This is a genomic window from Corallococcus carmarthensis (genome assembly GCF_003611695.1).
GTDB lineage: Bacteria > Myxococcota > Myxococcia > Myxococcales > Myxococcaceae > Corallococcus > Corallococcus carmarthensis.
In genome coordinates, this window is record NZ_RAWE01000006.1 from 58,135 (window position 1) to 82,848 (window position 24,714).

Genomic DNA, 24,714 nt, shown 5'->3' on the forward strand with positions numbered 1-24,714 from the left:
AGGCGTCCCGCCAACTGGCGGTTACTCCTCCACGGCCTCCTGGGGCTCCTGGAAGTCCACGTCGAAGTTGACGCGCTGGCCGGGCTCGATGGTGAAGGTCTTCTGCCAGTGCGATGGACCCACGGTGACGTTGAGGCGGTGGTAGCCCTCGTAGACGTCCAGCTCCTCCACCGGGACGACGCCCACGGGCTTGCCGTCGACGGAGACGTTGGCGCCAGCGGGGCCGCGAACGTTGATGAAGGCCTTGTTGAGGAAGAACTGGTAGGCGGAGCGGCCGGTGGGGGCCACCGTCACGGTGCGCGACACGGAGATGCCGAGCGCGCCGTTGGTGAAGGTGAGCAGGTGCTTGCCCGGCGGCAGCGACGCGGACAGCGGCGTGCGGCCCAGCAGCGCGTTGTTGAGCGTGACCTCCACGCGGGGATCCACGGTGAGGTCCAGGATGCCCATCGTCGGGCCCGCGTCCACACCGGCGTCCACGCCCGCGTCCTCGATGCCCGCGTCGAAGGGGGCCGCCACGACGGCGGGCAGGCCCGCGTCGAACGTCTCCACCGTCATCGTGCCCTGGAGCTGGCGCTGGATGACCACCGCGCCCGCGCCGAGCGTCAACACGAAGCCGCCCACCACGTACGGCACCCAGGAACGCGAAGGCTTCTGCGCGACAGCGACCTGCGCCACGGGGCTCGCCGCGCCACCGAAGATGGGGCCCGTGGGCCGTGTCTCCTTGGAGGTCGCCGGAGCAGGGGAGGGCGCGGCAGTGCCACCCTGTGCCGTGGCACCAGCGGGCACCGTCACGGCGCTCGGGATGCTCGGAGCCGCAGGCTGCGCTGACGCCGTGGCCGGAGCGGTCGGAGTGCTCTGCGCGGCCGTTGAAGCCTGCGCGCTCTGCGTGACAGCGGGCGTCGATTGCTGCGCGGCCTGCACGGGCGCGGAGGCCTGCGCGGAGACAGGGGCCTGCGGCGCGGCAACCACGGGCTGCGCGGGAGCAGCCGTACTGCTCTCCGCCGAAGAGAGCTCCGGCACCTTGTTCTTCACGGGCTCCGCGAGCCCCACGCCCTGCGCGATGAGCTCCGCGATCTGCGGCGCGGGCATGCCCGCCTTCGCCAGCACCTCCGCGATGCCCTTCTCGATGGTCGCCCGCCGCGCCGCGCGCGCATCACTCTCCGGCGGGAACAGCTTCGCCAGATGCTCCGCGAAGGCCTCGTGCTCCGGCAGCTTCCCGATGGCCTCCACCAACGCCTCGCGGAACGCGAGCGCCGACGGGTAGCGCTCCAGCGCGCGCTTCGTCGTCGCGCGGCGCACGACGGCATCCAGCTTGAGCGGTACGTCCGCCGGCATCGGGGGCAGGGCGCGGTTGAGCACCGCCTTGTCCGGATCCGCCGACTCCTTGAACGGCATCTTCCCGGTGAGGCACTCGTGCAGCGTGAGCCCCAGCAGGAACACGTCCGACTGCACGTTGACCGCTTCGCGCCCGCCCAGCAGCTGCTCGGGGGACGTGTACGCGCGCCGGTTCTTCACGCGCTTGCCACCGCGCTCACGCGGCGCCACGGAGAGCGCGCCGTAGCCCGTCACCTTCGTGAAGCCGCTGAAGGACACCATCAGCGTCTCGGGCCGGATGTCTCCGTGCACCAGCGGCGAACCGTCGTCGTTGCCCGCCACGTGCGCGTAGTGCAGGCCCATCGCCGCGTCCGCCACCACCAGCGCCGCGAACGCGGGCGACATGCGCGGGTTGGCTTCCAGCACGCGCCGCAGCGGTTCGCCGTCCGCGAACTCCGTGACGCGCGCCAGGCCTCCGTCCAGCTTCTCCAGGCCGTGCACGCGCAGGATGTTCGGATGGTCGAAGACGATGGCGCGGTTCGTCTCGCGCTCCAGGCGCGCCACCAGCTCCGGGTTCTGGGCAATCTCAGGCGGTGCCCAGATGAGCACCACGGGGCGGGGCGTGGCACCTTCCTCCAGCGACAGGCCGAGGAAGGCACGCGAGCCCTCTCCAGCGAGGAGGGGGCCGAGTGAATGGTAGCGAGGCGAACTCATGGGAACGGCATGCTAGTGCCCTTCCCGTCGATCCTGGAATCCCCGGGTCGCGCCTAGAGCCGCTGCCCTTCGAAAGGCAGCGTCAGGTGGTAGCCGTAGCGCCCGCGCCGCACGAGCAACAGCACGCTACGTCCCCGTCGCGCCGTCAGCAGGGCTTCACGGAAAGTATCACCCGATGGGACAGGCTGATTGTTCATTCGCAACAGCACGTCCCCCGGCTCCAGCCCAATCTCCGAGGCAGCCGAGCCCGGCCGCACCGCGGAGATCGCCATCCCGCCTTTATTTTCCTTCACGCGCAGTCCCAGCTTCTCCCACGCCAGGGTTTCGAGCAGGCGAGCTGGAAATTCAACCGGCGTGACCTGCACCGTGCGGTTGCCGCCTGCTCGGAAGAGCACCAAGGGGAAGACCGAGCGGGCCGGATAACCGCGCACGCGCGAGTCGAAATCCTCCGCGTCCTGGATGCGTGAGCCGCCCAGTTCCGCGACCACGTCACCGCGCTGCACGCCGGCCTGCGAGGCCGGGCTGTCCGGATCCACGTTCGTCACGATGACGCCGAACGTGCGGTCCCACCCGAGCCGCGCGGCCACCTGCGCGGGCAGGTCCGCCGTGTCCATGCCCACCCACGCGGGGCGCACCTTCCCGAAGCGCGTGAGCTCCTCCACGATGCGCCGCACCTTGTCCGCCGGGATGGCGAAGCCGATGCCCTGGCCGTTCGCGTAGATGGCGGTGTTGATGCCGATGATCTCCCCGTCCACGTTGAGCAGCGGCCCGCCGGAGTTGCCCGGGTTGATGGCCGCGTCCGTCTGGAGGAAGTCGTTGTAGACGCGGTCGTCCGCGCGGAAGGTGCGGCCCGTCGCGGACACCACGCCCGCCGTCACCGTCTTGCTCAGGCCGAACGGGCTGCCAATGGCCACCACCGTCTCGCCAATCATCAAGTCACTGCTGGTGCCCAGCTTCGCGGTGGGCAACGGGTCCTTCGCGTTGACCTTGAGGACGGCCAGGTCGTTGTTCGCGTCGCTGCCCACCACCTCCGCGTCGAACGTGCGCCCGTCCGCGAGCACCACGTGGATGGCGGACGCGCCGCGGATGACGTGGTCGTTGGTGACGATGATGCCGGACGGGTCGATGATGGCGCCGCTGCCCAGGCCCTGGATGCGCTGGCGCGTCTCCGGCTGATCCATCCCCTGGCCGAAGAACTCCTCCAGCGGCGAGCGCTGCCTGCCCCGGAAGCGCGACTCCACCTCCTGTTCGGTGCCGATGTAGACGACCGCCGGGGAGACCTTCTGGACCACCTCCACGACGTCGCTGCGGCGCCGGGACAGGTCCGCGTGCGCTGGAAGCGCCAGCACGAGCCCCGTCAGCAAGAGCCCCCACCGGATGTGTGCTGCCCTCATGCCCTTCCTCCCTACGCCGCCGGAAATTGTCTCCCGGAAGACAGTCTGAATGTCGGGAAGGCCTCAGCCATTCCCTGGGTGTCTGGAAGCGGCGTCCGGCTCTTCATAGACCAGATGGCGCGGCCGTGATCGAACGCACTTTCAGGCAGAACGTTCTTGCCCTGGGCCGATTGCGGCGTTGGGGGCGCAAGGGCGGGCCTGGGAGTCCCGGCGCGGCGTGGTGCGTGATGCCCGCGGGGGCCGAGGGAGTGGTCGCACATGAGTCTCGTCCTGGTCGCGGATGACGAACCCGCGGTGCTGGAAGTCCTGAGCCAGGTGGTGGAGGACCTGGGGCACGAGGTGGTGCGCGCGCGGGATGGCGAGGAGGCGCTGGCGCTCGCCCGCGTCCACCGCCCACGGCTGGTGATCACGGACCACATGATGCCGCGCATGAGCGGCATGGAGCTGTGCAGCCGGTTGAAGCAGGAGCCGGGCCTGCGCGAGGTGCCCATCATCCTCCTGAGCGCCGTGCTCCAGCAGGGCTCGCCGGATGCCGCCGCGTTCCTCAACAAGCCCTTCGAAATCACCGACTTCGAGACGCTGGTCCACGACGTGCTGGAGAAGGCCCCCGCCGTCCCCTCAGAGCCCGCGACGCCCGTGGAGGCGCTGAGCCGGTGGGTGGCGCAGTCGCTCCAGGGACCGCTGGAGGCCGCTCGCGACCAGCTGCGCACGCTTCGCGACCTGCCTCCGCCCGGCAGGGGCGCGGTGGAGGCGCTGGGCGCGCAGCTGCAGTCGCTGGAGAGGATGGGGCGCTATCTCCAGGACGCCGTCCGCCTGAGCGCGGGCAGCGTGACGCTGCGGCCGGTGGAGGGCGACCTGCGCCGGCACCTGGAGGCGTCCATCGCGCGGTGCCGCACGACGGGCGGCCCGGACGTGCCGGTGGAGGTGACGGTGCCCGAGGAGGCGGTAGGCCTGCGCTTCGATCCGGAGCGCCTGGGGCAGGTGTTCGACGTGCTGTTGTCGAACGCGGCCCGGCAGGGCGGAGTGCGCGTGGAGCTGACGGCGTCCCCGGAGCAGGTGCTGGTGCACGTGAGCGACCCGGGGCCGGGCATCCCCGAAGCGGAGCTGCCCCGGTTGTTCCAGCCCTTCCCGGAGGGCCCCGCGAGAGGTGAAGCGCTGGGGCTCTACGTGGCCTCGGAGCTGGCGAAGCTGCACGGCGGCGCGCTCTCCGCCGAGTCGCGCCCCGGGCAGGGCGCGACGTTCAGCGTGTCACTGCCGCGCGTGGCCTGAAGCGTCAGGCCTTCTGCGACTTCAGCATCCAGCCGATCATCTTGTAGAGCAGGCGGGCGCCCACGTTGGCGTCCCACTCGCTGCCCTCGGGGTCGGGGGCCACTTCGGTCAGGTCGAAGCCGACGATGGTGCGGCCCGAGCGCACGACGCCCGCGACGAGCGCGGTGGCCTCCGGGAAGGACAGACCGCCGGGGACGGGGGTGCCGGTGTGCGGGCACAGCACGGGGTCCAGGCCGTCGATGTCGAAGGACAGGTAGACCTGCTGCGGCAGCTTGTCGACGATCTGCTTCACCTGCTGGTTCCAGGGCAGGCCGTCGAAGCGGTTCTGCTGGAGGACCGCGTCGAAGAAGGCCTGGATGCGGCCGCCGGAGTCCTCGATGTAGCGGTGCTCGTTCTCGCTCATGTCGCGCAGGCCCACCTGGACCAGCGTCTTCATGCCCGGGATGCGCTCGGCGACGTTGTAGAAGATGGACGCGTGCGACCAGGTGAAGCCTTCGTACGCGACGCGCAGGTCGGCGTGCGCGTCCAGGTGGAGCACGCCCATGCCGGGGTACTTCTCCGCGTGGGCCTGGATGATGCCGTAGGAGATGGCGTGGTCGCCTCCCACCGCGGCCACGAGCTTGCCCTGCTCCAGCCAGTGCTTCGCGGTGCGGTAGACGTGGTCGTTGAGCTTCTCGCTGAAGGCGTTCACGTCCTGCGCGGCGGAGAGCAGCTCGGCGTCGCCGGACTCGATGCCGCCCGCTTCGATGACGAGCAGGGCGCGCTCCTTGGCGCGCTCGTTCCACATGTGCAGCTCCGCGGGGGCCTCCAGCATGGCGATGCCGCGCTCGTAGGGACGGCCGGTCTCCACGTCGAACAGGTCCACCTGCTTGCTGGCCTCCAGCAGGGCGGCGGGGCCGTTGGAGGTGCCGCCCCCGTAGCTGGTGGTGGCCTCGAAGGGCACGGGGATGACGACGACGTGGGCCTCGTCGGGAGAGTGGGGGAGGCCGAAGATGCCGGAGCCCGGCTGCGCGGCGGCGGCGGGGTCGAAGTGGGTAGCCATGGCGGCGCAGGATACGGTTCCGCTCCCCGGGCGCAATGACTTCGATGAGGGCCGGCGGCCGGGCGGCAAGCGGGCAGGGAGGACTCGGATGGCGGCACGGAAGAAGACGGTGGCGAAGCGCAAGGGACGGCTCACGGTGGACGACGTGCGCGAACTGGCGCTGGCATTGCCATCGACAGAGGAGCGGCCCTCCTACGGCACGCCCGGGTTCCGGGTGAGCGACACGCTCTTCGCGCGCGTGCTGGATGAGGACTCCATCGTCATCAAGGTGGACTTCGACCACCGCGAGGCGCTGCTGCAATCACAGCCGGACGTCTTCGAAGTGACGCCGCACTATCAGGACTGGCCCATGGTCATCGTGCGGCTCACCACCGTGGACCGGCCCCTGCTGCAATCGCTGCTCAAGGAAGCCTGGCGCCGGTGCGCTTCCGCCAGGGTGCTCAAGGCGCAGGAGCCCGCGGCTGCAGCTCCCAAGCGGGCAGCGAAGAAGGCCCCTGCCCGCAAGCGGACCGTGTAGCGGCTCAGTCCCAGCGAACGACGATCTTCCCCACCGTGCCGTTGCCCGCCATCCGCTCCAGCCCGGAGCGGAGCTCCGTCATGGGCAGCACCGCGTCCACCACGGCCTTCAGCGCGCCGGAGTCGAACAGCGGCAACAGCTGCCGCTCCGCCACCTGCGTCAGCAGCATCTTCTCCTCCGCGGGCCGGCTGCGCAGCACCGTCCCCGTGATCCGCAGGCGCTTGCGCATCACCGGTCCCAGGTCCAACTCCGCGCGGGCCCCCGCCACCGAGCCCACCTGCATCAGCCGCCCCTGGGGCGCCATGGCTTTCACGGACTCCGGCAGGTAGTTGCCGCCCACCAGGTCCAGGCACACGTCCGCGCCCCGGCCACCCGTCGCGGCGAGCACCGCGTCCGCGAACACCGGCGGGTTGCTCTCGCACAGCACCGTGTGGCCCACGCCCCACTCGGAGGCCCGCGCCAGCTTCTGTGCGCTCCGCCCCGTGCCCACCACCCGCACGCCCATGGCCCGGCAGAGCAGCGCCGCGGCGGAACCCACGCCGCTCGCCACCGCGTGCACCAGCACCGCCTCCCCGGGCCGCAGGTCCGCCTGGAGCACCAGCGCGTCGTACGCCGTGAGATACGCCTCCGGCAGCGCCGCCGCGTCCGCGAAGTCCAGGCCCTGGGGCATGCGCAGCACCTCGCGCTCGTGCGTGGTGAGCACCTCGCTCCACGCGCCGCCACCCACCAGCCCCATCACCCGGTCGCCTGGCTGGAACTTCCGCGCACGGGGCCCCACCGCCACCACCTCGCCCGCGTACTCCAGGCCCGGCACGTCCTGGGGCGCGTCGGGCGGCGGGGGATAGGCGCCGCGCACCTGGAGCAGGTCCGCCCGGTTCAGCGCGCTCGCCCGCACCCGCACCTGTACGTCGTAGGGGCCCGGCGCCGGCTCCGGCCGCTCGTCGAACGCGAGGACCTCCGGACCGCCCGGCTTCGTGATGCGCACGACCTTCATGTCCCTGCCCCCTTCAGCGAGAAGACCCACCACCGTTACAACAACAACCGCGTCACCAATCCGAAGTACGCCAGCAGCGTCACGTTGTCGGACACCGCCAGCACCAGCGGCGCCGACGCCAGGTGCGGATCCACCTTCATCCGCTTGAAGAGGAACGGCAGCACCCCACCCAGGCACGACGCCAGCGTGGCGGACACCGTCACCGCCACGAACAGCGCCAGGGGAAAGCCGAACCCCGGCGAATAGAAGCGACCCAGCAGCGCCACCACCGTCGCCGCCATCAGCCCGGCCAGGCTCGCGGCCACCACCTCGCGCGCCACCACCTTCTTGTCCACTTCGCCGTGCGTGACCATCGACACGGAGACCGCCGTCGTCTGCACGCCCAGGCTCTCCGACAGCACCAGCACCATGGGGATGAAGGCGCTCACCACCACCAGCTCCGACACCGTGTGCTCGAACAGCCGCGTCGTCGTGGCCGCCAGGAACCCTCCGGCGATGTTCACGAGCAGCCACGGGAAGCGCTTGAGCGCCATGCGCCCCGGCCGCGTCTCGCGCTCCTCGCCCTGGGGCAGGCCCACGAAGCGGTAGACCTCGTCGCGCACGCGGCCCTCCACCTCGTCGAAGAGCGTGTCGGAGAACGCGTCCACGAACTGGTTCATCTCCACCACGCCCACGATGCGGTCTTCGGCGTCCACCACCGGGAACGCCAGGAAGCGGTAGGTGACGAAGAAGTCCTCCACCACCGCGTCGGATGCGTCCACCGGCAGCTTCACCACCCGCGTGAACATCAGCGACGCGATGCGCTCGTCGGGGCCCGCGCGGATCAGCTTGCGGATGGGCACCACGCCCACCAGCCGGCCGTCCGGGTCGCACGCGTAGCAGTAGAAGATCTCCCCCGTGCCGGGGTGGGCGCGCAGCTTCGCCAGCGCCTGGGCGACCGTGTCCTCCACGCCCACGGCGGTGAAGTCCCGGGACAGCCGGTCGCCTTGCAACAGCGTGTGAGCGGTCTCCGAGGGCGTCTGCACGTGGCCGGGCACGAAACGTCCTGGCCCGCAGGAGCGTCAAGGCTTATCTAGGAGTCCAGCCACCATGCCACTCACGCCGTGTCCCATCTGTCAGAAGCCCGTGCCTCCGCGCCCGGAGAACACCTCCCAACCCTTTTGCTCCCGCCGCTGCCGCGCCGTGGACCTGGGCCGCTGGCTGGGCGAGGAGTACCGCATGCCCGACCGTCAGGCCGAGCAGCAGGAGGACGAGCTGCCCCCCGACGGCGAGACGCGCCGCCACGACGCCTGAGCCACCGTTCGCCGCTGGAAGATTTCCGGCCCATTCGAACGGCGGGGCAGGGGAGCGCGCTACCGGAAGGCCCGCGTCCATGCGCCCCGGGGGGCAGGGGGCTGGCGTGCCGCTGGAGTCGCGGGGAGAGTGACGGTATACCCGCCTGCCGTGAAACGCGCCGTCAACCTCATCGCCAGCCTGCTCGTCACCGTTGCCTTCATGTGGTGGGCTTTCCGGGACACGGATGTGTCCACGCAGATCGCCAGCCTCAAGGCGGCCAACTACGCGTGGATCCTCCCGTACTTCCTGTGCCTCACCTGCATCCACGTCTTCCGCACACTGCGGTGGGGGGCGTTGCTGTCGGGGCTGGAGCACGTCCCGTTCCGCAAGCTGAACGAAGCGTCCGGCATCGGCTTCATGATGCTGCTGGTGCTGCCGTTCCGCCTGGGTGAGTTCGCCCGGCCCTTCCTCATCGCCCAGCGCAGCTCCATCCGGCGCAGCGCGGCCATGACGTCCGTGGTGCTGGAGCGCATCACCGACGGCCTCTTCGTCGCGGCGCTGTTCCGCGTGCTGCTCTTCTTCGTCCCGACGGAGACCCCCGAGGTCCGGTACGTGAAGCTGGGCTCGTGGCTGATGTTCGCCATCTTCGGCGGCGGTCTGGTGTTCCTGCTCCTGGGCCTGTGGCAGCAGGAGCGCACGGTGCGGCTGGTGCGCGCCACCGTGGGCCGCTTCTCCCCGGGTGTCGCGGACAAGGTGGCGGACATCGTGGACACCTTCGTGGGGGCCATGCGCCAGCTCCCCGACCGCAAGCACATCGCGCTCTTCTTCCTCTACACGTTCGTCTACTGGGGGTTGAACGGCCTGGGCATGGCGCTGCTCGCGCGCGCGTTCGACTGCTCTGGCGCGGGACCGGGCGTCGTCTGCGAGCCCATGAACCTGTCGCTGTTCCAGTCCTACATCGTGATGTGCGTGCTGGTGGTGGGCGTGATGATCCCCGCCGCGCCCGGGATGATGGGCACCTTCCAGGCCGCCACCAAGGTGGGCCTGGGGCTGTTCCTGCCCGCCGCGATGGTGAACGCGCACGGGCTCGCGTACGCGAACGTGCTGTGGCTGTGCCAGACGGTGCAGCAGATCGCCTTCGGCCTCATCCTGCTGTCCATCAGCCACATGTCCTTCCGCGAGCTGGCGGGGAACATGAAGAAGGGCGACGACACCGCGGCCACCCGCTCGGCGGCCTGAGCCCCTCCGCCGCTACGGGGCGGGCTGCGTGGCCTGCCCCCCGTCGGAGGCCGGCGGGGCCGCGAGAGGGACCTTCTGGTTGCGGACGCTGTTGCGCACCTGTTCGGTGACGGCGGCGGGGTCCACGGTGCCCTTGAAGGTGCCAAAGGGCGTCTCGAGGCGCTGCTCGCGCCGGCCGTCCGTGCCCGGTGGGCCGCACCAGGCCTTGTCCTGATCCTTCAGGGATGCCACGGGCGTGCGCACCGCGGTGCGCGTCTCGGTGGTGGACTTGGCCACCAGCACGTGGTCGCGCATCAGCACGCAGTGGTCCTCGTCGAAGTACCAGGCCGACGAGCCGTCCGTGAACTCCTGTGCCCGCGCCGGTCCCTTGCCCATGGTGTCCGCCACCTGGGCGGCCGTCATGCCGGGGTAGAGCTTCTCGAAGCCGGGGGCGGCGCAGCCGGTGGTGGCCAGCGCGAGGAGGGCGGACAGCAGGGCGGGACGCATCAGGGGCGCGGCTCCGGAATGGGGAGGCGTGCGACCCTAGCGTGTTCCCCCGCGGCGGCTCCAGGGAGGCCCTGGAGGCAGCGGGGAGTAGACTACAGCTCCTGCTCCAGCCAGCGCCGCAGCCGTTCACGCAACGACAGGGTGCGGCGGCGGGGCAGGAGGCCTCTCACGACTCGCCTTCCGTCTTGGCGGGGATGCGGCCGTACTTGGACAGCAGGTCCTCCACGGCCTCACGCAGGTACTCGCTCTGGTGGATGCGGGTGCGCCGCGCCAGCTCGCGCAGCTTGTGCACCTGCTCCTCGGGGACGAGGACGTGGGTGGAGACGATGTCGGCCTCGGGGCTTCGGACCTCACCGGGTTCCACCGCGGACGGGGACGACGGAGCGTCGGGGCTCAGCGGGCTGGCGCTTCCATCCTGCATCGGGCTTCCTCCAGGAATGCTGCTACAGGCCGCTACCGACCTGGCCTGGGCATTAGGGGGCCGGGCTCTCGTGTCGTCAAAAAAAGCGACGCTTCCCGGGACTTCCGTCAGCGATTCCTGGCGTGTCTTCCATTGCAGCGCGGTGAGGGACACTGCCGCATGGCCGGCAGCCCGGTCTTGAAGGGACCGTTGACTCATGCCGGGCGCGCTGCTACCTGCACATCTACGTAAGGGGAGTAGTTCCCGCCCGGCAGCGATGGGCGGAGGGGAGCTCGACACACTGGCTGGTGACAGCCCGGGCCCCCATCTCGCGAAGCGCGAGACGAACGAGACCTTCGGACAGGGATTCATGCTCCCTGGCCGAGGTCCGTCGTGCGCGATCCTCCCTGACGCGCTCCACCACGACACCCTCCGCGCCAGGAACTGGGATGGGGTGCCATCGTGTCGTTGGAAGCCATCGTAGGTTCATTCGTCCTCGTCGCCGCCAGTGAGATGGGCGACAAGACGCAGCTGCTGGCGTTCTCGCTGGCGTCCAGGTTCCGCAAGCCGTGGGTGGTGCTGGGCGGCATCTTCGTGGCCACGGTGGCCAACCACGCGCTGGCGTCATCGGTGGGCACCTGGGTGTCCGTGCACGTCCCCGCGCGGGTGATGGCGCTGGTGCTGGCGGTGCTGTTCCTGGGCTTCGGCCTGTGGACGCTCAAGCCCGACACGCTGGACGAGGACGGCGGCAAGCCCCCGCGCTTCGGCGCCTTCCTCACCACGGTGGCGCTCTTCTTCATGGCGGAGATGGGGGACAAGACGCAGCTGGCCACCATGGCGGTGGCCGCGCGCTACCAGGCTCCGGTGCTGGTGACGCTGGGCACCACCGCGGGGATGCTGGTGTCGGACGGCCTCGCGGTGTTCCTGGGCGACCGGCTGTCCGGGCGGGTGAACATGAAGTACGTGCGCTGGGTGACCGCCGCGCTCTTCTTCCTCTTCGGCCTCGTGTCGCTCTGGACGGCCTGGCGCGGCTGACGGAAGCGGGGATGAAGGCCCCGGCGCGCAGGCACGCCGGGGCTTCACCGCGGGGGCTTCGAGGGCCGGCTACTTCGCGTTCAGGCTCGCCGTGTCGATGACGAAGCGGTAGCGCACGTCGTTCTTGAGCATGCGCTCGTAGGCCTCGTTGATCTTCTGGATGGGGATGACCTCCACGTCGGAGGCCACCTGGTGCTTCGCGCAGAAGTCGAGCATCTCCTGCGTCTCCCGGATGCCGCCAATCATCGAGCCGCCCAGCTTGAGCCGGCGGGGGATGAGCGAGAAGGCCGCCAGGGGCGCCGGGGCTTCCGGCGCGCCCACGATGATCATCGTGCCGTCCGTCTTCAGCAGGTTCAGGTAGGCGTTGTAGTCGTGCTGCGCGGAGACGGTGTCGAGCACGAAGTCGAAGCTCCTCCGCAGCGTCTTGAACGTCTGCTTGTCGGACGTGGCGGCGAAGTGCGCGGCGCCCAGGGCGAGCGCGTCGTCGCGCTTGGACGGCGAGGTGCTGAGCACGGTGACCTCCGCGCCCATCGCCTTGGCCAGCTTCACTGCCATGTGGCCCAGGCCGCCCAGGCCCACGACGGCCAGCTTGCTGCCGGCCTTCACGCCGTAATAGCGCAGCGGCGAGTACGTGGTGATGCCCGCGCACAGGAGCGGCGCGGCGCGATCCAGGGGGATGCCCTCCGGGATGCGCACCACGTACTTCGCGTCCACGGTGACCTGGGTGGAGTAGCCGCCGTAGGTGGGCTGCCCGTCGTAGTCGCGGCCGTTGTAGGTGTTCACCGAGCCCCGCTCACAGTACTGCTCCTCGCCCTTGAGGCACTGGGGGCACTCGCGGCAGGAGTCCACGAAGCAGCCCACGCCCACGGCGTCACCCACCTTGAACGTGGTGACGGCGCTGCCGACCCTCGACACCTTCCCGACGATTTCGTGGCCCGGAACCATGGGGAAGACGGCGCCGCCCCACTCGTCGCGGGCCTGGTGGATGTCGGAGTGGCACACGCCGCAGTACTGGATGTCGATGAGCACGTCCTGGGGACGCGGCTCGCGGCGCTCCAGGGTGAAGGGACCGAGCGCGGCCTTCGCGCTGGGGGCGGCATAGGCAGGGGTGGTGGGCAAGTGAGGCTCCTGATGGGAAACGAAGCAGAGGGGCGCCAATGTAATGACGCAGGGGCATTCGTGCCGGGTGAAAGCACGGGCATGTAGACCTGGCAGGGGGGCGTCCGCGAGACTCCGCGCCCATGAGCCAGGAACGTCTGCAGCAATCCCTGTCCGCCGGTCCCCATCACCTCCTCTCCCGTCTGGTCGGCACGTGGGAAGGCGTCGCGCGCACGTGGTTCCAGCCCGACAAGGTGGAGGATGAGTCGCCCATCTCCGGCACCTTCCGGAGTGCGCTCGACGGCCGCTTCGTGGTGTACGAGTACACGTCCGCCTTTGGGGGCAAGCCGCTGTCCGGCATGGCGACGCTGGGCCATCACCTGGACGGGAAGCAGTTCACCATGTCGTGGGTGGACACCTTCCACGTTGGCACGGACATCATGAGCCTGCAGGGAGAGGCCGGGGTGAGCGACCGTATCTCCGTCACCGGCAGCTACTCCACCGGTGAGCAGTCGCCCCGTTGGGGCTGGCGCGTGGACATCGAGTTGACGGGTCCGGATGCGCTGGTCATCACGCACTTCAACATCGAGCCGGGGGAAGCACCGCAGAAAGCCATTGAACTTCAGTACAAGCGCCGGAGCTGAAAGGCGCCTGGGGGGCGTTTGGGGCGGGCCGGGCGGGTGATGTATCAACGCCCGGCGCCGCGCGCTTCCGCCGGTGCTCACCCAGAGCCCACCCCATGCACCTGAAGACACTCATCGCCAGCCTCGCCGTCGGTTCCCTCCTCGCAGCCTGTGGCGGAGTGGAGACGGAGGATCCGACGCCGTCCCTGGCCACCTCCGAGCAGGGGCTCTGTGAGGGCTACGACAACGGCGCGAGGCGCTGTTCCGTGCGGTGCACCGCCAACGGCCCCTGGTTCCTCTACGAGCCCGGCATCCTCTACTACGGCGAGTGCCAGGCTCATGGCACGTCGTACTGCGGCCACACGCCGTCCGCGACGTGCTGGAGCTTCTGAGCCAGGACGCGCGCCTCGTGACGTCCGGTGTCCGTCCAACCCTCGGTGAATGAGAGGGATTGGAGCCCTTGGAGCAAGGTGGGCAGTTCACCGTCTTCCAGGAGGAAGCGCGCGGACGGGTGTGGATGGCGTTGCAGGTTGCTCCGGGTGGGCTGGGCGAAGACGAACAGCCCTCCCGGTGCGAGCAGCGCTGGCACGGCGGCGAAGAGCGGCCGCCAGAGGTAGTTCAAGCACACGACGAGGTCGAACGGCCCGGGCGGCAACGCTTCGGCTTCCAGGTCTAAACGCAGGCGCGTGAGGGAGACGCCCGCGTCGCGCGCCAGGCCTTCCGCCTGTGCCAGTGCCACGTCGGAGATGTCCACCAGGGTCACGTCCAGCCCGCGTTGCGCGAGCCAGCACGCGTCGTGTCCCGGGCCGCCGGCCATGTCGAGCGCCCGGCCCTTTTCGGGCAGCCGGTCCGCGAGCGAGCGGAGGAAGGTGGATGGCTCCCGAACCGCGGGAGCCTGCTGGTAGCGGTCGTTCCAGCGCTGGCGATCCTCCTGGGACATGGCTCGGCTCCTCCAGGCCCGTGGGCCTACTTCCGGGTCATCAGCGCGTTGAGGGACGGGTAGCTGGCGGCGGCTTCGAACAGGCTCGCGGAGTGTCCCTCGCGGAGGAAGGAGGACGCGAGCGCGCCGGCCTTGCCCCAGATGGATTCCGCGATGGCGGAGCCCGCGCTGAGCCGCCGCACGCCCAGCCGCTGCAGCTCCGCCGGCGCGGGGAGGTCCGGCCGCGCGAGGACGTTCACGGGCAGCGGAGTGCCCCGGGTGATGGCCTGGATGTCGGCCGCGTCCGTGATGCCCGCGACGAAGAGGCCATCCGCGCCGGCCTGCTGGTAGCGGACGGCACGGGCCAGGGTCTCCTCCACGCGGCGCTCGGGCGGCACGAGCTTGCGCAGATACACGTCCGTGCGCGCGTTGATGAACACGTCGATGCCCAGGCGCGCGGCGGCCTGCTTCACGCGTTCAATCTTCGCGGCGAGCAGCTCCGGTGCGCCGTTGCCGTCCTCCAGGTTGCAGCCCACGGCCCCTTCAGACAGGAGGCGGGCCACGTTCTCCGCGGCGGTGGCCGGGTCGTCGGAGTAGCCCGCTTCCGCGTCCACGGTCAGGGGGACGCGGATGACGTTGGCGATGGCGCGCACCGTGGCGGCGAGCGCGTCCACGGGCAGCGCGTTGCCGTCCGGGAATCCCAGGGCCCAGGCGACGCCCGCGCTGGTGGTGGCGATGGCGCGAGCGCCCAGGCTTTCGAAGAGGCGGGCGCTGCCGGCGTCCCAGGCATTCGGAAGCAGGAGCAGGTCAGGCCCCTGGTGCAGCGCGCGGAAGGTGCTGGCGGTGTCAGGACGGGAGGTCATGCGGGAGCTCCGGTGAGAGTGGAAGGGATTCAGGCGTGGGTCTGCTCATGATTGAGCAGCCAGCGTTTGCGTTCCAGGCCTCCGGCATAGCCGGTGAGTGAGGCATTGGAGCCGACGACGCGGTGGCACGGGACGACGATGCTGATGGGATTGGCGCCATTGGCCATGCCCACGGCGCGAATGGCCTTGGGCCGGCCGATGCGTTCGGCGAGCCGGCCGTAGGTGGTCGTCGTTCCCGCGGGGATCTCCCGGAGGGCGCGCCAGACCTCGCGCTGGAAGGGCGTGCCGGCGGTCTCCACGGGAAGCGAGGCGATGGCGCCCAGGTCTCCGTGCAGATAGGCCTGGAGCGCGGAGGTGCGGCCGGAAGGGTCGCGCGCGGGCTCCAGGACGCAGCCGCCCTCGCCGTAGTGCAGCCGCAGGAGCCTGTGCATGCGGGCCTCGTAGCCCTCCCAGTCCAGTGCTCGCAGGCGGCCCTGCTCATCACAGACAAGGAGCGCCACGCCGGTGGGGGTGGGCGTGGAATCAATGAAGAAGCGCAGGTGGTCAGGCATGGGCGGCTCGGCGGGAAGGCGCGGTGGCACGTGAGGATTGCGCCCGGGTGCTGGTTTGAGAGGGCATGTTCCGCTGGGGCTCATGGGCCTGGAGGGCATCCGCGGTCCAGAGGTGCTGGGCGGCGTACGCGCGCCACGGGCTCCAGGCTTCGGCGCGCTGGAGGAGCGCTTCGGGCGTGGGGCGTGGGCTCCCGGCTTGCGTGGCGGCGCGAAGCAGGGCGACGTCGGAGGCGGGAAAGGCATCCGTCTCCCGGATGGCACGGAGCGCGATGTACTGGGCGGTCCATTCGCCGATGCCGGGCAGCCGCGTGAAGCGGGCCACGGTGTCCGCGAGCGACGGGCCGGGCTGGAACAGCGAGGGATCCGCCACGGCCGCCGCGGCGAGCTGGGAGAGCGTCCGGGCCCGAGCGGCCGGCATGCCCAGGCCCGTGAGGTCCGCCGTGGCGAGGACTTCGGGGCGGGGGAAGGCGCGCAGGAGGCGGGCATCGCCGGTGAGTGCCGGGTCCAGGTTTTCACCATGCATGGCGAGGAGCCGCTGTCCCAGTTGCCGTGCGGCGGTGACTGTCACCTGCTGGCCCAGGATGGCGCGGATCGCCAACTCGAAGCCGTCCCATCCGCCCGGGGCACGAAGGCCGGGCCGCGCGGCGAGGAGCGGTGCGAGCAGGGCGTCCGTCGACAGGTGCGCGCGGATGGCCTCCACGTCCGCGCCCACGTCGAAGACGCGCCGGACCTGGGCGACGACGGAGGGCAGCATCCGCACGTCACTGACGCGCAGGGTGGCCCGCAGCCCGTCGAGCCCCGGAGCGGGAGACACCTCCACCGCACCCTGGCCCCAGGCATTCGAGAAGGCGCGCAGGTAGCGGCCGGACTCGACGTGCTCCATGCCGGTGAGCACACGGGCCGCCAGCCAGGCCACCAGCGCTTCCCAGTCATACGGGGGCCGGTACGGGATGAGCAGTGTCACCACGGGCACGGCGGACGTCGCCGGAGCCGTCCGGGCACGGCGGAGGGCGCTGGGAGGACGGCCGTAGAGGGACCGGAAGACCGCGTTGAAGCGCCGCACGCTGCCGAAGCCGGACGCGAGGGCGACCTCGGACATGGACAGGGAGGTCTCGTGGATCAGCTGGCGGGCGAAGAGCACGCGGCGCGTCTGGGCCACGGCGACCGGCGACGCGCCCAGGTGTTGCTGGAACAGCCGCCGCAGCTGCCGGTCCCCGACGCCAAGCCGGCCCGCCAGGGCGTCCACGCTGGCGTCGTCGGCATCGAGCAGGCCGTCCGCGATGAGGGACAGGGCGCGCGAGACGGTGACGGAGGTGCCGTGCCAGGGGGCCAGCGAGGGCGACGTCTCCGGCCGGCAGCGGAGGCACGGCCGGAAGCCGGCCTCCTGGGCCGCGGCGGCGGTGGGGTAGAACGTGCAGTTCTCGAAGCGGGGCGCGCGGGCCGGGCAGATGGGGCGGCAGTAGATGCGCGTCGTCTTCACGGCGGTGAAGAACCGCCCGTCGAAGCGGGAATCCCGCGTCGTCAACGCGCGGTAGCAGGCGGCGGGGTCCAGGCCGTTCATGGGGGAAACGTCCCACGGCGGGCCCTCGATGTCTGGCCGTTTTCGGACGTGGACGTTCCGGCCCTGGAGGCGGGCCTGCCGGCGGCCCGCCTACCACCTCACCGTCAGTGCGGTCGTCCCTCCAGAATCGATTGTCTCGGTTATCTCGTGATGGCCCAGCGCGGCGTGCTCCAGCCGCACCCGGACCTTTGTTCCGTCGACGCGGACCGCGGGCGTCGGGGACATGCCCACGAAAGCGCCATTGATCCACACGCGGGCGCGCGGGATGGCGATGACCTTGAGGCGCGTGGGCGTCTCCTCGAGTTCAGCCCATCCTCCACCGCCGCCGCCTCCTCCCCCGTGGCAGTGATAGCCACCCGTGGCCCGTTCGTTGTGACAGCCGGAGCTGTTGGTCCGTCCCGGATGTGCCCACGCGAGGGGGGAACACAGCATTCCGGTGATGATCGCCACTCCCAGCACCACCTGCCCGCTGCGTCTCATGGCTCCACCCGTCCAATCTGTGCTTCGACCAGCGTGTCGTCGTGCCATCCCAGCAGGGCCGCGTGCCGCCCCAGGCGCGCCGGGACATGGGCCACACCCTTGCCGGAGTGCACGAGGTCCTTCGCGGAGAACTCCTGGCCCGTGAAGCGCTTCGCGGCCTCCTGGAGCGCAGTGGGCGACAGCCCCTTCTGCCCATGCTCCGGCGTGGTGACGTAGAGGCCCCGGGTCGTTCCCTGTCCGACGAACAGATACGTGAGCGTGCCGGAGGGCGCGTCCACCACACGGAACACATCGGAGCGTTGCAGCTCCAGGCCGGAGGGACCCAGCAACGCCTGGGCGACCTCCACGGGCTCATTGAGCGCGAAGCGGTTCCGCAGCAGCGCCTCCTTGCGTTCAAGGAGCGTGGCCCGAGCGGCAGTCACCTCGGCATCACCTTCGAGCACCGAGAGCAGGACGCTCGCGTCCTCGTCCGCGCTTCGAAGCTCGCGCAGCGAGGCACCGAGCCCTCCCGCGTGGGTCACGGCCTGTTCCATCCGGGTGAGCTCCGCGCTTCGGAACGAGGCGAGCGCCGTCCGAGCCGTTTCGCCCGTGTCGATCGCGACCGCATCGTGGAGGGCCGAGGCGCGGCAGCGCACGTCGCGGGCAGGGCAGGCGTGTTCCTGACGCAGGTAGGCCTGGGTGATCAGCGGTTCGGGGCGCTCGGAGACGAGCGTCCGGGCCTGGATGCGTGACAGGACCTGGATGGCCTCGGCCAGGTCTCCCTTCTCCAGCGCGGATTTGCCCTTCGCGATGCGCGTGTCCTCCAGCTTCGCGCGAAGCCCGTCCATGACGGAGGCCGGAGCCCGATCGGTGGAAAGCGCAGCCAGCTCCGCCTCCGCCGGCCCCTCCTCGCCCCGCGTCAGCGCGGCGTGCGCCCAGGCCTCGCGCAGCTTCCAGCGTTCGGCTTCCAAGGGCGCGGTGCCGTTCCGGGATCCCGCGTAGTGGTCGATGAGCGCGATCGCCGAGCGGTTGTCCATGCCAGGGAGCCGCGCCAGCACGAAGGCATTCCGTGCCTCGACGTAGGCGGGACTGGATTCGCCACGCGCTTCCAGAAGATCAGCATGGAGCCCGGCCTCGCGGAGCTGTCCCTCGGCAGTGAGGCGGGTCAGCTCGGAGACCGACGGGCGGATGAACAAAAAGCATCCCGCGAGCACGAGCGCGCAGACGGAGGTCAGCCCGATGCCAATCCGGTCATGCCATCGCGCGGGGGACTTCGCCCCACCGGTCCTGCGACGCCGCAGCCAGGTCGCCGTCCACCACCAGGTGCCGGGCCAGAGCCCCAGGATCGCGAGCACGGCCAGCCCGCTCTGGGAAGGCTCATCATAGAAGGCGTGGCGCCCCGTGAAGGCGGCTCCCAGGAATGGCACTCCGAAGAAGCCCGCGACCGCCATGCCCAGCAGGGCCCAGAAGCGCTTGTGGAATGACCACGTGTCACATGCCTGGGTGGGCTTGAGGTCGCGTCCGAGCAGGTGGACGAAGCCCGTCCGGCCCGCGAACTCGAAGCAGACGGTGGCGGAGGGGGATTCAAAGACATCCAACGTCTGGGAAAGAATGCGCCCGCGCAGCGGTTCAAGCTCCGGCTCCAAGGAGGCTCGTGCGGAGGGAAACCCCGCGGACTGCGCCTCTTCCCCAAGCTTCGTGTCGGGGAGGGGGCCGGGGTGCTCCATGGAGGCCAGGGCCTGGGAGCCCTGCCATTGGAGGGCGCGGGGGGAATCCTCCAGGAGGCCCGGATGCGCGGAGAGCGCCTTCGGATCCGGCCAGGCCCGGACGAGCGTGCGCTGGGCAGTGGTCACCTGCACCCACCGGCGCAAGGTTCCCGAACCCCTACAGGGATCGCAAACCACCAGCCCCTTCGAGCAGCGGAGGCACTTCTTCGTGCCCTTTCCCCGGCAGTCCGAACAGTTGACCATCCGGTAGTTCTTGCGGGCCCGGCTCATCCGTTGGCCGGAGCCGCCACAGCCGGAGCAATCCGCGCGCAGCGAGCCATCGCAGATGGGGCAGGTGACCTGACCCGCGCCCTGACAGGGGTCGCAGGACGTGAGGTGCGACGACTGCTCCGCCAAAGCCTCCGGGGACGCGCTCCACAGGTCCAGCGTTTCGAGCCGGAGTGGGGCGGCGGTCCAGGATCTCCAGCCCGTGTTCGCGCCGCCCGCGTAGGCCTCCTCCGCCCAGGTGCCGGTGCGGACGGCGTACCGGGTGACGAGCCGCCCGTAGTGGAGCACGGACGTGTCGACCCGGGTGATGAGGTCCGCGAACCCAAGGGGGCCCAGCCGCCAGCGCGCCCATCGGACGGCCGCGGCCCGGGCCTTCGAGTCGATTCCCTCGTCCAGCATGTGCGGACTCCCCCCGGAGCGTGGGTGCTGCGCGTCGGGACGGAGGGAATCCGACCGCGCCGGGAGGGGGCCTGCCAATCCCCCAAAGGGGGAGGGGAGGGGGCTGCGGAAAGAAAAAGCCCCGGAATCACTTGGGAAAGTGACTCCGGGGCTGCTTGATGGCCAGGGTCGGACTTGAACCGACTACCTGCGGATTATGAGACCGCCGCTCTAACCAGGTGAGCTACCTGGCCGTGAAGCCCGGCCCGTATACCGGGCCAGGGCCGTGACCGCAAGAACTTCGGACGGGGCGCATGGGCCCTTCCTGACAGGGCTGCGGGCGGCGGATGCGGTTTCAAGTCCCAGCTCCAGGCGCCTGCCCACTGAGTGGTCGCGGCACAGGGCCCTCAGGATCACGGCCACCCGTGCTCACGCTGGACATGGCATGCGAGATGGGCCGCCTCGCGCCGGTTTACGCGAGTGCTCCGTCTCCAAGTGGGAGCACCTGTCCTGGTGAGTCCTGTTATTGCAGTGAAGTCTTGATTTTCATGGAGTTTGAGGCGCCGCCCTTACGCCCCTGACGGGCGATGGCTGGGCCAGGAATGCCATGACTCCGCGCAGGTGGGTTCCGCTGCTGCTGACACTGCTCGTTGGGTGCAGCACGTCCACAAGGGCCGTGCGCCTGGATACGGGCCGGGGAGAGCTCCTCGTCTACACGCCGACCACGGATGTTGAGCCAGTGAAGTTGGATGACGAGGAGTTCTCGGAGGCCGTCCAGAAGCTGGGACGTCATGTTCCGGTCTCAGCGCAACCGCGGGAAGCCGCCCTCCGGGTGCTCGCTGAAGCCTTACGGCCTCGCGCCTATTCGCAGGTTCGAGCGCGCCTGGGGCTTGTCTCCGTTGAGGATCCGCAGCGAGGCCGTCTCCTGCCGCAGGAGGAAACGGATGAGGGCTCGGAAATGGCAAGCGCCTATGGTCGCTGGTGCAAACGCAAAGGCTCTTCAGGCGACTGTCTGCATCTGCTGGAGAATGGCCCGACGCTGGATGAGGAAGCCAGGCGAACCCTGGCCTTCCAGATCGCCCTGGACTCAGTCTGGGACGAAACCGCCGAAGCCCTGAAGGATCTGACTGACAGAGACGCGGTTGTTGCCATGCTGGCTACCACCGGGGCCTTCTACTTCGGCCTCTGGTTGCTCCCCGAGCCGATGAGCAAGGGTGTGGCCGCCGTCCTGACGGCCGGGCTCATTGCCTATCTTGGCTGGGACACCGTGTGGAGTCTCATCCAGGGCTTCCGGGCACTGGCTGCACAGGCGCAGGTGGCAACCTCCTTCGACGAACTACGGAGTTCGGGCGAGCAGTACGGGAAGGTGATGGGAAAGAACGCCGCGCGGGTCTTCATCCTGCTGGCGACCGCCGCCTTGGGCAGCACGGCGCAGACCCTGGCCGCGAGGATTCCCACGCTCCCAGGCTCCGCGCAGGCAGCGCTGGTGGGCGCGAACCAGGGCGGTTTCCGACTCGCGGCGGTGGGGCAGGTGGAGGCAGTGGCGATCTCTTCGGAGGGGGTCGTGACCATCGCACTGGACCCGGAAGCGGTGGCGATGACGGCTCGGGGCACGAGTGCTGCTGCGTCGGGGCCAGTGACTGCCGACGTGCACGAGCATCACCTCGCCACCAACAAGTGGTGGGAGTCCACGGCGAGCGACGGCCCATGGTCGCCCAAGTTTCAGAAGTTCTTCGACCAGGCCGGCATGTCGTTGGATGACGCGGCGAACAGGGTCCCAATCAAGGGCCACAAGGGACCCCACCCGAAGGAGTACCATGAGGCCGTATACGAGCGGCTTCGCGACGCCGTGGAGGATTGCAGCACCCTGCATCAGTGCAGAGAGGCGCTGACGAAGGCGCTCAGGGTGCTCGCCGAGGAGATCTCGACGTCGGGTACCAAGCTCAACAAGCTGGTCACCAAGAGCTAGGCACATCAGGATCGCTGCATGGCAAGCCGGTACTACAGGTTGGCGGAAGATCTCGACATCCCGGACCGATGGCAACTGGGTGCCCCAGTCGACCAGCGCGGCCAGACGGTGAACCCCTGGCAGTTCACCAAGGGGAACTCCGTACAGCTTGATGCGGTCCTGAGGATGCCCGTGAGCGTCGGCGGGAAGCCCCTCGACTTCACGCTGGCGGAACTGGACATTCCCGTCATCGACCCCAAGGTCGCGGCGATTCTGTCGGAGAGGGCTCCCGGTGACGTGCAGCTCATCCCGGTGCAGATCGATTCGCAGCCGGGGGCGCACCGCATTCTCGTGGCGACCCGACTCGTCCGGTGCATTGACGACAGCGCCTCGGAAGAGGTGCGCTACTGGACGCCGGAGGATGGGCGCCCGGAGAAGGTCGGCAAGTACCGGGCGGTGTCCGGCATGCGAATCGACCCGACGAAGGTGGGCGACGCCAAGGTCTTCCGGACCTGGGGGTGGACCCTCGCGCTCATCGTGTCCGAGGACATCAAGGATGCGCTGGAGCGCGCGGGCGTCACGGGCCTGAAGTTCACGGAAGTCACCGGCCCGAGCGCCATCAGTCCGGAGGAGCGCGAACGGAACCGGAGGCTCATCGAGCTGCGTGAGCAGACGGACGCGGCCCGCCAAGCCTTCTGGCGCACCCTGGGGACGCTGGACGAGGAGGTCATCATCCCCATCGTCGTTGGTGGCAACTGGCCCGCCCGGCGCCAGGTCTGGCGTGTCATCCACCGCCCCGAGGGGCGTACTCTTCTGGTGACAGACGGGCTCTCGGACTTCTTCGTGGACCGCGCGGAGCCGTCCGTGGGTTTCGGCCTGGAACTGGCCCTGGAAACGGACGAGCCCATCAAGGACGCCGAGAAGAGCTGGCCTCTGATGCTCCTGGCGCAGATGGGAAACGAAATCGCGGAACACGAGATCTTGCGCGAGAAGGTGAAGGCGGGCTTCCTCTCCATGGAAGTAGCTGGTCAGGGCTTGCCCGAGCCGCTACTGACGAAGGAGGGCCGGGTGGGGGGGCTGCTGGGCATGGCGACGAGCACGCTGCCAGGCTGCTTCATCATGCCGGCCGGAGAGGTGCGGCTAGTCACCGTCAAGGTGCTGATGCCCGTGGAGCTGGCGTACCTGCTGGAGCATGGGAAACTAGGTCGGGACGAGCTGGTGCGGCGCTTCGCCCAGCAAGGCCAGGCGCACCTGTCTCGCGCTTGGCGCCAGCCCGTGGTGTGACAGCCTCATGCAGGGATAACGTGAGTCATGGAACTCAACACCGGCCAGCTCCAAGGTTTAGGAGCTGACCGGCCGGACGCGGAGGCTGGGGCCGCGAGCCCGGAGCCCGCGTCCGTCGCCCAGGCCACGCATTGAGTCACTGAGTCACGGGATCCCCTTTGAACCGGATTGGGAGGAGTGTTGTATTTCCGCGTGCCGTTCCCAATGGCTCCCTACCCACGCTGAAAGGTCACCGTGATTTTCTCTGCGAAGAAGGCAGGACAGGTGCTGCTCGCCGTCGCCGCTGGTTTTGTCGTGTCGTTCGGTGGCACGCAGGCGTTCTCCGCATCACAGGCGGAGGGGCCACTCATGAATGACTGTAACGACCGCTGCTGGGAGGCATGTCAGGTGGAAGCCGGGCCCAGGGCTGGTGGCTTCTGCATCGGTAATGAGTGCACCTGCTACTACTACTGACCCCTTGATCTGGATGCCCCGCGGCTGAGCGGTGCTAGCCATTACAGCGCGGGGCTGGACCGTCGGCGGGCCGGATCGAGATCACGCAGGGCACGACGACCTACGGCGAGGACAAGGCGGCGGGCGGCGTGCAGGTCATGCTGCATCAGAGGGCTCGACGGCACATCCTGCCGTAGGTCGTGCGGCTCACCGCACGGTGCCGCGCGTGCGCTTGAGGGCGCGGGACGCGGCATCGAGGAACTCGTTGCTCGCCTCGGAGAGGTCCACCGCGCGGGCGTCCACCCAGCCCTGCAGGGAGTTGTAGCCCATGACCGCGGGGATGGCGACGAGCAGGCCGAAGGCCGTGGTGACGAGCGCCTCGGAGATGCCCGTCGAGATGGTACCGATGCCGCCCGAATTCGCGGCGCCCATCTCCTGGAACGCGGTGACGATGCCGATGGTGGTGCCGAGCAGGCCCACGAAGGGCGCGGTGGAGCCCACGGTGGCGAGGTGGCCCAGGCCGCGCTTGAGGCTCTGGACCTCGCGCTGCGCCTGTCGCTCCAGGCTGCGCGCCACGGATTCCATGGCCTCCTCACGACTGTCGGTGGCGGAGATGCGGTAGGCCGTCAGCCCCGCGCGGATGGTCCTCCCCAGGTAGCCCACATCCTTCTCCGTCTTCGCCTCGGCGGCGGCGTCAAAGTCGCCACTGGCGAGCATGGCGCCCAACTGCGCGGCGTACCTGCGCGAGTGGCGGCGGGAAGCGCGGAAGACGATCGTGCGCTCGGCGAGGATGAGGAGGGACACCATCGACATCACGCCCATGAGGATGACGATGAGCTGTGCGACCGGACCCATGTGGGTCCACAGACCCGCGAGTGTGAAGTTCATGGCGGGAACGAGACGCGCCTCCGTGCGCGTGGGCCAC

The 24,714-nt window shown here is 69.7% G+C and carries 25 protein-coding genes and 1 tRNA gene; 10 read left to right on the forward strand and 16 right to left on the reverse strand.

All coding sequences use genetic code 11. The features are described 5' to 3' along the window. Positions 1-21: 21 nt before the first annotated feature. Together D7X32_RS03020 and D7X32_RS03025 are read right to left on the reverse strand one after the other, a co-directional pair. The gene (locus tag D7X32_RS03020; RefSeq protein WP_120600974.1) at positions 22-2,028 is read right to left on the reverse strand and encodes a protein kinase domain-containing protein; all 2,007 of its coding nucleotides are present in this window, start codon (positions 2,026-2,028) and stop codon (positions 22-24) included. 53 nt (positions 2,029-2,081) lie between these two features. Further along, entirely contained in the window at positions 2,082-3,422 is a 1,341-nt protein-coding gene (locus D7X32_RS03025) for a trypsin-like peptidase domain-containing protein (RefSeq protein ID WP_120600975.1), read from the reverse strand. A 258-nt stretch (positions 3,423-3,680) separates the two neighbouring features. Here D7X32_RS03025 and D7X32_RS03030 point away from each other — a divergent pair, with 258 nt between their 5' ends. Next, positions 3,681-4,691 carry an ATP-binding response regulator gene (locus D7X32_RS03030; protein WP_120600976.1) on the forward strand — a complete coding sequence of 337 codons (1,011 nt, stop codon included), beginning with the start codon at positions 3,681-3,683 and terminating at the stop codon, positions 4,689-4,691. 4 nt (positions 4,692-4,695) lie between these two features. Here the strand turns inward: D7X32_RS03030 and D7X32_RS03035 are convergent, their stop codons facing one another. Beyond that, entirely contained in the window at positions 4,696-5,733 is a 1,038-nt protein-coding gene (locus D7X32_RS03035; protein ID WP_120600977.1) for an agmatinase family protein, read from the reverse strand. 88 nt (positions 5,734-5,821) lie between these two features. On the opposite strand from D7X32_RS03035, the gene D7X32_RS03040 reads away from it, so the two are divergent. Beyond that, positions 5,822-6,250 carry an MmcQ/YjbR family DNA-binding protein gene (locus D7X32_RS03040; RefSeq protein WP_120600978.1) on the forward strand — a complete coding sequence of 143 codons (429 nt, stop codon included), beginning with the start codon at positions 5,822-5,824 and terminating at the stop codon, positions 6,248-6,250. Positions 6,251-6,254: 4 nt separating this feature from the next. On the opposite strand, the gene D7X32_RS03045 is transcribed toward D7X32_RS03040, so the two are convergent. Together D7X32_RS03045 and D7X32_RS03050 are read right to left on the reverse strand one after the other, a co-directional pair. Continuing rightward, positions 6,255-7,244, reverse strand: coding sequence for an NAD(P)H-quinone oxidoreductase (locus D7X32_RS03045; RefSeq protein ID WP_120600979.1), 990 nt, complete (start codon positions 7,242-7,244; stop codon positions 6,255-6,257). Positions 7,245-7,279: 35 nt separating this feature from the next. After that, positions 7,280-8,281, reverse strand: coding sequence for a magnesium transporter (locus D7X32_RS03050; protein ID WP_120600980.1), 1,002 nt, complete (start codon positions 8,279-8,281; stop codon positions 7,280-7,282). Between the two features lie 52 nt (positions 8,282-8,333). Between D7X32_RS03050 and D7X32_RS03055 the strand changes: the two genes are divergently transcribed. Further along, positions 8,334-8,537: a DNA gyrase inhibitor YacG gene (locus tag D7X32_RS03055; RefSeq protein ID WP_120600981.1), complete on the forward strand. Its 204-nt coding sequence runs from the start codon at positions 8,334-8,336 to the stop codon at positions 8,535-8,537. Positions 8,538-8,687: 150 nt separating this feature from the next. After that, the gene (locus tag D7X32_RS03060; protein ID WP_120600982.1) at positions 8,688-9,758 is read left to right on the forward strand and encodes a lysylphosphatidylglycerol synthase transmembrane domain-containing protein; all 1,071 of its coding nucleotides are present in this window, start codon (positions 8,688-8,690) and stop codon (positions 9,756-9,758) included. A gap of 12 nt (positions 9,759-9,770) precedes the next feature. Here D7X32_RS03060 and D7X32_RS03065 read toward each other — a convergent pair whose 3' ends face one another. Further along, a complete protein-coding gene (locus D7X32_RS03065) occupies positions 9,771-10,244 on the reverse strand; it encodes a hypothetical protein (RefSeq protein ID WP_120600983.1) in 474 nt (157 codons plus the stop codon). A 166-nt stretch (positions 10,245-10,410) separates the two neighbouring features. Continuing rightward, positions 10,411-10,665 carry a ribbon-helix-helix domain-containing protein gene (locus D7X32_RS03070; RefSeq protein WP_120600984.1) on the reverse strand — a complete coding sequence of 85 codons (255 nt, stop codon included), beginning with the start codon at positions 10,663-10,665 and terminating at the stop codon, positions 10,411-10,413. Positions 10,666-11,112: 447 nt separating this feature from the next. On the opposite strand from D7X32_RS03070, the gene D7X32_RS03075 reads away from it, so the two are divergent. Next, a complete protein-coding gene (locus tag D7X32_RS03075; RefSeq protein WP_120600985.1) occupies positions 11,113-11,679 on the forward strand; it encodes a TMEM165/GDT1 family protein in 567 nt (188 codons plus the stop codon). 69 nt (positions 11,680-11,748) lie between these two features. Here D7X32_RS03075 and D7X32_RS03080 read toward each other — a convergent pair whose 3' ends face one another. Continuing rightward, positions 11,749-12,798 (reverse strand): NAD(P)-dependent alcohol dehydrogenase, encoded by a 1,050-nt coding sequence (locus tag D7X32_RS03080; protein ID WP_120600986.1) that lies wholly within the window; start codon positions 12,796-12,798, stop codon positions 11,749-11,751. A gap of 122 nt (positions 12,799-12,920) precedes the next feature. Between D7X32_RS03080 and D7X32_RS03085 the strand changes: the two genes are divergently transcribed. Both D7X32_RS03085 and D7X32_RS03090 read left to right on the forward strand, forming a co-directional pair. After that, a complete protein-coding gene (locus D7X32_RS03085; RefSeq protein WP_120600987.1) occupies positions 12,921-13,421 on the forward strand; it encodes a DUF1579 domain-containing protein in 501 nt (166 codons plus the stop codon). A 95-nt stretch (positions 13,422-13,516) separates the two neighbouring features. Then, positions 13,517-13,792: a hypothetical protein gene (locus D7X32_RS03090; protein ID WP_120600988.1), complete on the forward strand. Its 276-nt coding sequence runs from the start codon at positions 13,517-13,519 to the stop codon at positions 13,790-13,792. Here the strand turns inward: D7X32_RS03090 and D7X32_RS03095 are convergent. The 7 genes from D7X32_RS03095 to D7X32_RS03125 all read right to left on the reverse strand — a co-directional run bounded on the left by D7X32_RS03095 (position 13,738) and on the right by D7X32_RS03125 (position 20,379). Further along, positions 13,738-14,340 carry a class I SAM-dependent methyltransferase gene (locus D7X32_RS03095; RefSeq protein WP_120600989.1) on the reverse strand — a complete coding sequence of 201 codons (603 nt, stop codon included), beginning with the start codon at positions 14,338-14,340 and terminating at the stop codon, positions 13,738-13,740. The genes D7X32_RS03090 and D7X32_RS03095 overlap by 55 nt on opposite strands. A gap of 26 nt (positions 14,341-14,366) precedes the next feature. Next, complete coding sequence (locus D7X32_RS03100) at positions 14,367-15,182, reverse strand: isocitrate lyase/PEP mutase family protein (RefSeq protein WP_120600990.1); 816 nt, start codon at positions 15,180-15,182, stop codon at positions 14,367-14,369. A 29-nt stretch (positions 15,183-15,211) separates the two neighbouring features. After that, positions 15,212-15,733, reverse strand: a complete 522-nt coding sequence (gene ogt / locus D7X32_RS03105) for a methylated-DNA--[protein]-cysteine S-methyltransferase (protein ID WP_208752297.1) — start codon at positions 15,731-15,733, stop codon at positions 15,212-15,214. Continuing rightward, positions 15,726-17,294 (reverse strand): AlkA N-terminal domain-containing protein, encoded by a 1,569-nt coding sequence (locus tag D7X32_RS03110; RefSeq protein WP_120600991.1) that lies wholly within the window; start codon positions 17,292-17,294, stop codon positions 15,726-15,728. Before D7X32_RS03110 ends, ogt begins: the two co-directional genes overlap by 8 nt. Positions 17,295-17,384: 90 nt before the next feature. Then, positions 17,385-17,774 carry a YHYH domain-containing protein gene (locus tag D7X32_RS03115; protein WP_158625601.1) on the reverse strand — a complete coding sequence of 130 codons (390 nt, stop codon included), beginning with the start codon at positions 17,772-17,774 and terminating at the stop codon, positions 17,385-17,387. Further along, positions 17,771-20,146, reverse strand: a complete 2,376-nt coding sequence (locus D7X32_RS03120) for a zinc finger-like domain-containing protein (protein ID WP_120600993.1) — start codon at positions 20,144-20,146, stop codon at positions 17,771-17,773. The genes D7X32_RS03115 and D7X32_RS03120 overlap by 4 nt, the downstream gene beginning before the upstream one ends. A 159-nt stretch (positions 20,147-20,305) precedes the next feature. Further along, positions 20,306-20,379, reverse strand: a tRNA-Ile gene (locus D7X32_RS03125). A 353-nt stretch (positions 20,380-20,732) separates the two neighbouring features. Between D7X32_RS03125 and D7X32_RS03130 the strand changes: the two genes are divergently transcribed. The 3 genes from D7X32_RS03130 (at position 20,733) to D7X32_RS44830 (ending at position 23,810) form a co-directional block, all read left to right on the forward strand. Next, positions 20,733-22,094, forward strand: a complete 1,362-nt coding sequence (locus D7X32_RS03130) for an AHH domain-containing protein (protein ID WP_120600994.1) — start codon at positions 20,733-20,735, stop codon at positions 22,092-22,094. Between the two features lie 18 nt (positions 22,095-22,112). After that, the gene (locus D7X32_RS03135) at positions 22,113-23,357 is read left to right on the forward strand and encodes an imm11 family protein (RefSeq protein ID WP_167506429.1); all 1,245 of its coding nucleotides are present in this window, start codon (positions 22,113-22,115) and stop codon (positions 23,355-23,357) included. A 234-nt stretch (positions 23,358-23,591) separates the two neighbouring features. Continuing rightward, positions 23,592-23,810 carry a hypothetical protein gene (locus D7X32_RS44830; RefSeq protein ID WP_147450006.1) on the forward strand — a complete coding sequence of 73 codons (219 nt, stop codon included), beginning with the start codon at positions 23,592-23,594 and terminating at the stop codon, positions 23,808-23,810. 186 nt (positions 23,811-23,996) lie between these two features. Here D7X32_RS44830 and D7X32_RS03140 read toward each other — a convergent pair whose 3' ends face one another. Beyond that, a complete protein-coding gene (locus tag D7X32_RS03140) occupies positions 23,997-24,677 on the reverse strand; it encodes a MotA/TolQ/ExbB proton channel family protein (protein WP_120600995.1) in 681 nt (226 codons plus the stop codon). Between the last annotated feature and the right edge of the window lie 37 nt (positions 24,678-24,714).

Bases quoted from the DNA above. Each gene is read 5' to 3' on its own strand.
- D7X32_RS03020 (WP_120600974.1), bottom strand. From the start codon at position 2,028: ATGAGTTCGCCTCGCTACCATTCACTCGGCCCCCTCCTCGCTGGAGAG.
- D7X32_RS03025 (WP_120600975.1), bottom strand. From the start codon at position 3,422: ATGAGGGCAGCACACATCCGGTGGGGGCTCTTGCTGACGGGGCTCGTG.
- D7X32_RS03030 (WP_120600976.1), top strand. From the start codon at position 3,681: ATGAGTCTCGTCCTGGTCGCGGATGACGAACCCGCGGTGCTGGAAGTC.
- D7X32_RS03035 (WP_120600977.1), bottom strand. From the start codon at position 5,733: ATGGCTACCCACTTCGACCCCGCCGCCGCCGCGCAGCCGGGCTCCGGC.
- D7X32_RS03040 (WP_120600978.1), top strand. From the start codon at position 5,822: ATGGCGGCACGGAAGAAGACGGTGGCGAAGCGCAAGGGACGGCTCACG.
- D7X32_RS03045 (WP_120600979.1), bottom strand. From the start codon at position 7,244: ATGAAGGTCGTGCGCATCACGAAGCCGGGCGGTCCGGAGGTCCTCGCG.
- D7X32_RS03055 (WP_120600981.1), top strand. From the start codon at position 8,334: ATGCCACTCACGCCGTGTCCCATCTGTCAGAAGCCCGTGCCTCCGCGC.
- D7X32_RS03065 (WP_120600983.1), bottom strand. From the start codon at position 10,244: ATGCGTCCCGCCCTGCTGTCCGCCCTCCTCGCGCTGGCCACCACCGGC.
- D7X32_RS03070 (WP_120600984.1), bottom strand. From the start codon at position 10,665: ATGCAGGATGGAAGCGCCAGCCCGCTGAGCCCCGACGCTCCGTCGTCC.
- D7X32_RS03085 (WP_120600987.1), top strand. From the start codon at position 12,921: ATGAGCCAGGAACGTCTGCAGCAATCCCTGTCCGCCGGTCCCCATCAC.
- D7X32_RS03090 (WP_120600988.1), top strand. From the start codon at position 13,517: ATGCACCTGAAGACACTCATCGCCAGCCTCGCCGTCGGTTCCCTCCTC.
- D7X32_RS03095 (WP_120600989.1), bottom strand. From the start codon at position 14,340: ATGTCCCAGGAGGATCGCCAGCGCTGGAACGACCGCTACCAGCAGGCT.
- D7X32_RS03100 (WP_120600990.1), bottom strand. From the start codon at position 15,182: ATGACCTCCCGTCCTGACACCGCCAGCACCTTCCGCGCGCTGCACCAG.
- ogt (WP_208752297.1), bottom strand. From the start codon at position 15,733: ATGCCTGACCACCTGCGCTTCTTCATTGATTCCACGCCCACCCCCACC.
- D7X32_RS03110 (WP_120600991.1), bottom strand. From the start codon at position 17,294: ATGAACGGCCTGGACCCCGCCGCCTGCTACCGCGCGTTGACGACGCGG.
- D7X32_RS03115 (WP_158625601.1), bottom strand. From the start codon at position 17,774: ATGAGACGCAGCGGGCAGGTGGTGCTGGGAGTGGCGATCATCACCGGA.
- D7X32_RS03120 (WP_120600993.1), bottom strand. From the start codon at position 20,146: ATGCTGGACGAGGGAATCGACTCGAAGGCCCGGGCCGCGGCCGTCCGA.
- D7X32_RS03130 (WP_120600994.1), top strand. From the start codon at position 20,733: ATGACTCCGCGCAGGTGGGTTCCGCTGCTGCTGACACTGCTCGTTGGG.
- D7X32_RS03135 (WP_167506429.1), top strand. From the start codon at position 22,113: ATGGCAAGCCGGTACTACAGGTTGGCGGAAGATCTCGACATCCCGGAC.
- D7X32_RS03140 (WP_120600995.1), bottom strand. From the start codon at position 24,677: ATGAACTTCACACTCGCGGGTCTGTGGACCCACATGGGTCCGGTCGCA.